The sequence below is a fragment of the Pseudoalteromonas sp. S2755 genome (assembly GCF_005886535.1).
Taxonomy (GTDB): Bacteria; Pseudomonadota; Gammaproteobacteria; order Enterobacterales; family Alteromonadaceae; genus Pseudoalteromonas.
On sequence record NZ_PNDS01000031.1, the window covers coordinates 22,708 to 31,758 of the forward strand.

9 protein-coding genes are annotated in these 9,051 nt (G+C 42.0%); 4 read left to right on the forward strand and 5 right to left on the reverse strand.

Annotated features, from left to right (window positions below; all coding sequences use genetic code 11):
* Positions 1-4: 4 nt before the first annotated feature.
* From CWC03_RS06410 to CWC03_RS06420, 3 genes are all read right to left on the reverse strand, one after another.
* On the reverse strand, positions 5-493 hold the full coding sequence (locus CWC03_RS06410) for a regulatory protein RecX (RefSeq protein WP_138581052.1): 489 nt from the start codon (positions 491-493) through the stop codon (positions 5-7).
* Complete coding sequence (locus CWC03_RS06415; RefSeq protein WP_138581053.1) at positions 493-1,290, reverse strand: BPSS1780 family membrane protein; 798 nt, start codon at positions 1,288-1,290, stop codon at positions 493-495. Before CWC03_RS06415 ends, CWC03_RS06410 begins: the two co-directional genes overlap by 1 nt.
* A gap of 241 nt (positions 1,291-1,531) precedes the next feature.
* Complete coding sequence (locus CWC03_RS06420) at positions 1,532-2,158, reverse strand: GTP cyclohydrolase II (RefSeq protein ID WP_138581054.1); 627 nt, start codon at positions 2,156-2,158, stop codon at positions 1,532-1,534.
* A gap of 161 nt (positions 2,159-2,319) precedes the next feature.
* On the opposite strand from CWC03_RS06420, the gene CWC03_RS06425 reads away from it, so the two are divergent.
* The 3 genes from CWC03_RS06425 to CWC03_RS06435 are packed head-to-tail and all read left to right on the forward strand — an operon-like array spanning position 2,320 to position 5,523.
* On the forward strand, positions 2,320-3,543 hold the full coding sequence (locus tag CWC03_RS06425; RefSeq protein WP_138581055.1) for a hypothetical protein: 1,224 nt from the start codon (positions 2,320-2,322) through the stop codon (positions 3,541-3,543).
* The gene (locus tag CWC03_RS06430; RefSeq protein ID WP_138581056.1) at positions 3,543-3,965 is read left to right on the forward strand and encodes a type 2 periplasmic-binding domain-containing protein; all 423 of its coding nucleotides are present in this window, start codon (positions 3,543-3,545) and stop codon (positions 3,963-3,965) included. Before CWC03_RS06425 ends, CWC03_RS06430 begins: the two co-directional genes overlap by 1 nt.
* Entirely contained in the window at positions 3,958-5,523 is a 1,566-nt protein-coding gene (locus CWC03_RS06435; RefSeq protein ID WP_138581057.1) for a sensor domain-containing diguanylate cyclase, read from the forward strand. Before CWC03_RS06430 ends, CWC03_RS06435 begins: the two co-directional genes overlap by 8 nt.
* 54 nt (positions 5,524-5,577) lie before the next feature.
* Here CWC03_RS06435 and CWC03_RS06440 read toward each other — a convergent pair whose 3' ends face one another.
* Positions 5,578-7,392: a DUF3413 domain-containing protein gene (locus tag CWC03_RS06440; RefSeq protein ID WP_249313961.1), complete on the reverse strand. Its 1,815-nt coding sequence runs from the start codon at positions 7,390-7,392 to the stop codon at positions 5,578-5,580.
* Between the two features lie 110 nt (positions 7,393-7,502).
* Complete coding sequence (locus CWC03_RS06445; protein ID WP_138581060.1) at positions 7,503-8,009, reverse strand: DUF3087 domain-containing protein; 507 nt, start codon at positions 8,007-8,009, stop codon at positions 7,503-7,505.
* 168 nt (positions 8,010-8,177) lie between these two features.
* Between CWC03_RS06445 and CWC03_RS06450 the strand changes: the two genes are divergently transcribed.
* On the forward strand, positions 8,178-8,813 hold the full coding sequence (locus CWC03_RS06450) for an energy transducer TonB (RefSeq protein WP_138581061.1): 636 nt from the start codon (positions 8,178-8,180) through the stop codon (positions 8,811-8,813).
* Positions 8,814-9,051: the final 238 nt, after the last annotated feature.

A 9,051-nucleotide genomic window follows, 5' to 3' on the forward strand; every position in this document is an offset into this window, starting at 1 on the left:
GTGATCATTCACCCTTTATTTCTTCTTGCTCTGCTGCAGTCATTGCAGCTTCAATTGCAAAATCTATTTCATCAAAACTAAAGCCACGATAACTCATGTAACGTACGCGCTTAGTTTTTTCTTTATATTCTATCGGTTGTGCGCAAATACCGTACTTTTTTTCATAGGTTTTTGCGGCTTGCATGTACCAATCAATTTCGCGCTCAGCGATTAGCGTATACAAAGTCTCTCGGCTCACGCCCTTTTGCCCTGCATCCATTAATACACGCTTTTCTCCAAGTCCTTTTGCAATCTGGCGGTTTAAAAAGCTCTCTGCATAGCGGTCGTCATTAACGTAATCGAGCGATTTTAGCCAGGAAACTAATTGCTCGGCGACTGCCGCTGTAGCCCCTTTCTGCAGTAGCTTTTGCGTCAATCCTAACTCAGAGTACTCTTGTCTCGACAATAACCAAACGGCATAATTTTTTAGCTTTTTAATTTCTTGTTCATCCATCAGGCGTCAAAGCGTCCTGAGTCAGACTGAGAAATGTCAGCGTTTTCATCGTTTTCCTTCTTTTCAACGATAACCGGCATAAACATCGCCTGAAAAGAAACAAAAAAACCTATCATGGCAACTGGCATGATAATAATCGCCGGGAGCATCGATAGCGGTATAGACGCAACGATAAGCGCTGCAACGACCAAGCCGTAAATACTCAGCGCGGCCATATTATGATAAAAAGCGGCAAGCGAGCACTTCATCGCGTGAAAAATGCGTTTTTCACCTTGGAAAAACACCTGTGGCACGACAAAAGCGAAGGCCATCATAATGACCGATTGTGCAATCACAAATACGGCAACTTCGGAAAAACCAATATTGCTCGCGATAAGTCCGATAAGTTCATTCGGATCGGTATTTGGTCCAACACTCTCCAGCGCAGTCGCCACATCACTGAATAGCACACCGGCAACCATAGTCAGCAGCAGCGCACCTGCCATTTGATAAATACCAACTCGGAACAAGTGTAATCGGCGGCCTTTTGCTGCAAAAGGCTCAAAAATGTCTGCCAACTTTATTGGTTTATTGATCTGTTTATTGATAACAGCAAGATAGAAGCCAGCGCTTAAAAAAGGACCAGACAAGGCTGCGATAATATGAAAAATAGGTGCGAACAGGGGTAATAGGCTTACTACCGCCATGAAAATGTACATCAGCATAAAAGTCATAGGCTGGGTTTTGAAAATTGCCCACCCGGCTTTTAACCACTGCACGCCCATGCTTGCTTTGAATGTTCTAATTGGTGTCGACATAGTCCACTTAATTTAAGCTATAACGCCTTTGATTATACTGATTACCGCGTCGAGTGAAAAGGCATGAAAGGCGGATTTGTCAGCGCTTTTTAGCATATTTTAAACAAATACTGGCGGTAGACGTAGCCTATTTGGACATCTTAAGTTTGAATGAGTTGTAACGAGAATAGAGCGTTTGATATGACAAGCCAACTGGAGCGATTATCTAGTCGGCTTGTTGTGATAAATATATACGCTTAGGCTAATCAGCTTTTGATATCTTTTTGATATCCAGCATGTGGGCACCATGTTGGATCTTGGTTTTTAGATACTGCTCATTACCAGAAACCCCTGCCTTAACATGTGCCTGAGTGCCAACTACTTCATCGACGGTAATACCCGCTTTTCTCAACGCCTTTAGCTTTTTCGGATTGTTCGTCATTAACTTAACGTGGTTTAATCCGAGCGCTTGAAGCATCAACACGGCATCAGAGAAATCTCTTAGGTCATCTTCAAAGCCGAGGTGGTTGTTCGCCTCGTAGGTGTTCATCCCTTGCGATTGCAATACATAAGCATCGATTTTATTGTATAGGCCAATGCCACGACCTTCTTGACGCAAATATAACAAAATGCCGCCTTGTTTATGCATCGCTTCGATACATTCATTTAACTGTTCGCCACAATCACAACGAGAAGAATGAAAGACATCACCAGTTAAGCACTCAGAGTGCATACGAATTAGGGGAATTTGCTGCTGACTGTCTGCACTATTAAATACCAGCGCAACATGTTCTTGGCCATCTTTGAGCCCTGAAAAAGAAACTATTTCTGCAGGGATATTACTATGCTGCCCTACATTCAGCCCGACTCTCGCTCTTACTTCTGCCACGTCTCAATCTTGCCTAATGTGATAATATAACAATATGCTACCATAAATGGGATATGGTGTCTCTAAGTGCATTATACAAGGACAAGGCGGACATCGCATTGGTAAATGTCAAAATTCGAACTAGGCTATATAAAAAAGGAAAGCGAAAACATTTATAACTCATGCGCTCGGTTTTTATCTGCTTACTATTTTTAACTACAGTCAGCTACGGCTCTGATATTGATTTCAGCGGTTTTGCTACGCTTAAGGCGGTTAAAACAGACTCTCATACTGCTAAAATCAGAGAGTCCATCTCACAACCGCACGGGGTGGAAAGAGATGAACTCGACTTTTCATTTTCATCCTTGGGCCTACAAGCCGAATGGCATGCTAGTGATAATTTGGAGCTTGTTGGACAGCTGCTGTTAAAAGAACAACATGATGATCGACTTAACAATGCAATTAAACTGGCTTTTTTGCGTTATGACCTAAATTCGAACTGGCAATTTCGGGCAGGGCGTACCGGGTTAGACCTATTTTTAATGACCGAATATCGGGATATTGGCTATTCGATGGATATAGAACACCCTCCCGTCGAGTTTTATTCTATCATCCCTCATCAGAACTTGGATGGCGTTGACGTACAATACCGCACACCGCTTGACCAAGGCATAGCGAGTGCCAAAGCGTACTGGGGTCGCTCTAAATCTCCCATATATAGTGACAATGAGTTTTTTTGGAATGTAGAGCTCAAATCTATCTTGGGTGTAGCGGTACAGTACGAAACGTTAAATTGGTTGTTTAGAGCCAACTATACGACAACAAAAGCAGCCAATGAACACGAGCAGCAAAAGCAATTACGTGATGCACTCGCGCAAGTCCCCCTACAAGTTTGGCCGACCAAGAATGAGCTTATTGACTCTCTTTATATCATCGATAGGCGCTTCACCTATAGCGCAGTCAGTATGAGATATGATGACTCAAATTGGCTACTACAGAGTGAAATATCGCTGACGGATTCAAATTCCAGCGTGCTCAACCACTTAAAAGCAGGCTACATCACACTAGGCAAGCGCTTCGATTTAAACACCCTGTCTTTCACCTACTCTGTTGCCAAATCCGATAATAAACCAAGTGTAGAGCCAGGCCCACTTGTTCCATTACCCGAGTTAATGCAAATTTATGAAGCCGCTTCCATGCATTCTGGTTTTTACCAACTGGATCAGCATAGCACCTCACTAACGTGGCGACGTGAATTGAACCCGACATTAGCATTTAAGTTTAATTGGAAGCATACGACAGCTGATCATCTACCCAGCGCTTTCTACCTTCACGATACAGAGCTGTTTAGTGATCCTGATCTTTCCTTCAACACCTTTACGCTTAGCTTTAATTGGGTGTTCTGATGAATAGGTTACTTGTTGCGGTTTTCTTCCTCGTTACTTACCCAATTTCAGCAACAGCTGATATTGCTGTCATCGTTAACAAAGACAACCCTATCGAGTCGATATCGAAGCGCCAACTCATCGATATGTACATGGGCAAGTATGTCGCATTTCCTAACGGCGATATGGCTGTGACCTATGACTACGAAAAATCCCACCCTTTAAGAGGCCCTTTTTTTCTGGCACTAACTGGACGTAATGAAAGTCAAATCAACGCCTATTGGTCAAGAATAAAATTCAGCGGTAAAGTTTCTCCCCCTCAGTCATTTTCCTCACCGTCGACTATACTTGAAAGTATCAGAAATACGCCAAACGCAATCGGCTATGTTCCAGCAGATTTTGTGACAGGTGATGTGAAGGTAATATACCAAATCGATGACTAAATATGGGCTGATCGTGCGACTAGCACTCGTGCTTGTTGTCTCGACTTTTATTTTTTCAATGCTTTACGCTAAGTTATATCACGATCATATTGTTGAGCGTGAACTTCGGCGCTCTAATACTATTATCGGGCAAATTGGCCAAACCGTGTCGTCTTCTTCCTCTATTGCAACTTATCTCAATGACAAAGACCTTGCTGTAGAAGTCATTAATGGCCTAGTCAGTAATGACGTTATCTCTTCTGCCGCAATCAAAAGTGAAGAAAAGTGGCTCGCTCAAAGCGTTGGGTTTAAGCCGCAAAATGCTACCATTATTAAACTTAATCATCCGTTTTTATTAAGTGAAATCGTTGGTGAGGTCTATATTCAGCCAAATTCCGTTTTTATCGAGCAAAGTGCTAGAGATATCGCTCGTTCAAGCGTTCAAACCTTACTGGTCGTCATCATCCCTATCTTAATCATCTTCACAGTTGTTACACACTTCATAGTGACAAAACCCCTGAGTAACTTAAGCAGTCAAATTGCTAAGGTTATTCCTGGAACGCCCTTAAATTTAATCGTACCTAAAGGGCATGAATCAAGTGAAATTGGTGATATTGCGAGCAATACCAATCAACTTATCGCTAAAACCGCTTCTATGTTTGAGCAAGAACGCCAACTACGAGCTGATATTGAAGTGCTGGAGAAGCGCTTTAGGCTTATGTTTGAGCGCTCATCTTCCCCTACTCTACTGGTAAAAGACAAAGGTGAAGTGATCTTAGCTAATGATGCTGCTTGTGATTTGCTGACAGGCATGGCAATTGACCTTGATGAATATTTTCCCGAGAGTTTTGGTCGCTACTGCAAAACTCCGGATATTCTTTACACCTTTACAGAGCATACCTTGGAGCTTAACCAGCCAACTCAGTCAGAGTTTGAGTTTATTAACCCCATGACAGATCAACCTGTTTGGCTGAGTGTCATCATGCTGAGAGTAGAAAGTAGCGGACAATTCTATTTACAGGTGTTTTTATCAGATATCACGCTGAGAAAAACCGTATTTCAAGAGCTCAGTAAAAAGGCTAACCGCGATAAACTAACAGGCCTTTACAATCGCCATGGTACTGAGATCAAGATTAACGAGTGGTTAGATAACGAAACTCCGTTTAGCTTGTTTATCATTGATTTAGATGAGTTTAAACCAATCAATGATATTTATGGCCATAATGCCGGCGACGCGATGTTAAAACATATCGCTACTCAAATTAGTACTCAGGTTAGAGAACAAGATGTGGTTTGTCGTTGGGGAGGTGATGAATTTTTGATTGCCTTGCACTGCGCCAAAAATGAAAAGTTGCAACGCATCGCTGAAAACCTGCTCGAGGCGATAAACACCGAGATGATTTGGCAAACGCCTGAAGGAAAAGCACTTCCACTGCGAGTTGGCGCAAGCATAGGTATTGCAAGTTACCCAAGAGATGCAGTTGAGCTAAGCCAATTAATCGAATGTGCTGATGTCGCCATGTACACGGTAAAAAAAGACAAGAAAAACGCCTTTCAATTTTACTCTTTAAGCGCTTAGCTATATCGCTCGAGTTAGCACGACAGTCCACCAGCACACCCAACCCTTTTTTATCTACTGAAAGTGGCTGATCTGCTGCATTGCCTCTTGAATATATTCAAAGTTTGGCTCTTGCTCAGATGGCTTGTTAGTTTCATCAAGCGTCTCATAAGTTCCTACGGGCGAGACTTCTATAATTTGCTGCTTACTCACAATCGCATATTTGTTGTAGCTACTGAGTAACAGCCAACTTCTCTCTTTAACTGGTCCGGTTAAGTTATAACCCGTACTATAATCTTCAGGCATGTTTTTAACCCCTAAGTACTCATTCATCAGCGTCGGTACCACGTCTAAGTGACTGGTTACCACATTTGAGGCTTGCCAATGCTGCCACTTTTCGCTTTTTGGTCCTACAACAATAAATGGCACCTTTATCTGTGGCTCAGTAAAATTACTATTGTGTCCCCAGTAATTAAGCTTGTTGTCATTAAGCTCTTCACCATGATCTGATGTGATAATCACCAGTGTATTTTCTATATCAAGCTGCGCTAATACCGATGCAGCAAGGCTATCTACAACGTGTGTGCTGGTAAGATAACGATTTAAAATTGGTTCTCTATCATAATCGTTGTCCAATAACATATGGTTAATGGGGCCGTGCATAGGCTCAAACCCGGCATGGTAATCCTCAGGAACTGCGTAGCCATGGATTGCATCATAAAAGAGAAAACTGAAAGACGGCTGGTTTGGATCTTTATTAGCATACCATTTAACCCAATTTTTGGTGATCTGCTCATCCCTAGCTAATACGTCATCGCCTTTTGTATGCGTTTTTAGCCCCTCAATGCGAGCAAACACGGTTTCATTAAACTCAGGGCGAACCAGTTGTGCAGACGAAAATATCCCAAATTGATAACCCAAGTCGCGCATTCTATCCATCAATAATGGCGTAACTCGATTGTTGTAAATATCCTGCCAAGCAGTGCCTGGCAAACCATAAAACAGTCCGGAGATCCCCGTTCGTGTAGAATTACCAGTAGAGAAATGCTGATTGAAGGCGACTCCCTGTTGTGAGAACCGCCAAATATTGGGAGTAACTTGTGCTGTAAAAGCATCATACCGCCATGAATCCAGCACCACAAAAACAATATCAAGAGGCTTCTTAACTGGGTCTACTTCCATAGGTTGTAAAGGATAGTTAAATTGTCCTTGTCTTAAAGACATGGATTTCTGCTGTGCCAACGCAGCTTCATCTAGCAAATCATATCTACGCAAAAAGGAGTTTGCTGTTGCGGGTTTGTAGAGAGGTAAGTACTTACTGAACCCTGTAATCGGTTGATATACCGTCGCACTTGCCCAAGCATGAATAGTATTGCTCGCCAACAGCGCAATAATGGTTACGCTGGTAAACTTTCGACCAAAGCGCAACTGCATCACGGTTCGGGGCTTACTTAACCACGTTGACAGGTAAAACTGGAAAACAAATATCATAACAAAAATGACTATCGCTTGAGCCCATGCAATTGGCGAGAACTCAATAACTTGGCCTGCAAGCAGCATATCGACAATAACACCGTTAATATGAAACTTGTAAAGCTCAAAGCACACGCTATTTGCAATAAGTGCTACGAAAAACAATGCATAAAATAAAGCAAAGCATACGGCTCTCACTTTATTTGGCTGTAACCATACCAAAGGCATAGCAACAATACTCACTAACGCTGTGAGTAAAGCCATATGGCTCCACGTTGATACGGAAACGTAAAATAATGTCAGTCCTTGATAATCGGCAGGGTTGGTATTTACAACGTTTATGGTAATTAAGATTGAGCAAAGAGAGTTGATAAGAACCAACCAGCCGAACTGGTGAAACCGATGACGCAATAGCACAGTTTAAATTGTTCCTTTAATAGAAAATTTGACTGTTATATTACCGTTCTGACATATTAGTGTCACATTAAAAATTGTGAAAAAGTTTAACGCCGAAACAAGCCGCTTTGTTAGTACTGTTTCAATATCGTTTCTTTATAGTTTTCTGCTTTTATTTCAACTTGATACTTGCTAGCCAGTGAATCCAACTCTGCTTGCCACATCGCCAAATCATCCATCGTTATGGTATTGTCATCCAATTGCCATAGCTGACGAGATCCCGCATAGCTATACTGAATCGCCGTCATCGCATCTACATCTCCCTGCTGCGCTGCCTGTTTTAACTTCGCCATTTTACGGGTGATTTTATTCAGTGATTGCTTTAAGTCCCACACATAACTTACTTCGGTCATAAAGGGATGCGCTTTATACTTTTTGAGCACGAGACCAATGACGATGCAGGTCACGACTACACCAGTTAAATTCCAATGAAAATGGCTACCATCTACATCAGGAAATAATTGGATCAATAACTGAGCAATCCCCAAACTACCGATTGTTAGCGCTGTAACGCAAGCAATGATAACTTGATTTAGATGTTTGCGATAACGCGCCTTGTTGATCTCAACTAACTTCATAACGACCTATGATCACGAAAAATTAAATAATGTACTCTGCTCCTCGTGCATTGTAATCCAAGGTCTTTGGCCAAACCAAGGTACATATCAAAAAAATCTAAAAACTTTCACCCCGTTTCCGTTACCCAAACGTTCTATTTACGAAAACAACATAACGGGGATAAAATCATGACGACATTAGCCACTCTTCAACAGCCTAACTCAGCAATTCCAAAACTCGCACTATCGTTTGTTGGCGCAGTTATTATTACTTTTGCCACCTTTGGCTTTATGCAAAACTTGGTTTCTCAAGAACTCACTCGTCCCATTATCGACATAGAAGTCTTTGATCTTACTATTGCAACGGATAGAGAGGACTCTCCAGTCGAAGAAAAAAGGGTAATGCCAGAACCACCAAAACCAATAGCGGCCCCGATTAGACCGACTGAAAATATCGTTGATACAGGAGATGATCTACAAATTAGTAGCGAGGCACCTAGCTTAGATTTAGGTAAGTTTACTAACACAATGACGCTGCAATTCTCCACCGATGGGCAAGCGACTCCACTTGTTAGAAGCAACCCTAACTACCCGCCCGCGGCTGCTAGAGATGGAGTGGAAGGTTGGGTAGAAATGGAGTTTGCCATTTCTCCACAAGGCGAAGTGATTGATGTTAAAGTGACGAATGCGGAGCCTAAAAGAGTATTTGATCAGGCTGCTGTCAGAGCACTAAGGAAATGGAAATATAGACCACTTATTGTTGATGGAAAACCGCAGTCGCAATACGCTCAGCGCGTTGTATTAGAGTTTACATTGGAACAGTAACAACCATTGATACGTAATCAATTTGAGTCGCTGAGTCACGAAGTAAACTTCTTAATTTAACCTGAGGTTTGGATAAGGAATGAGCTAACTCATTGTTTTTAATACCACATTAAATTATCCCCTTATCTAGCCTGACAGTTTTAGGGATAACAAGGCGAATTTATGCACCAATAGCTGGCTATTGGAAGTGAATTCAACGCAGTTAGCGCTAAAACTGGCTGCTAGAAAGGCATTAATT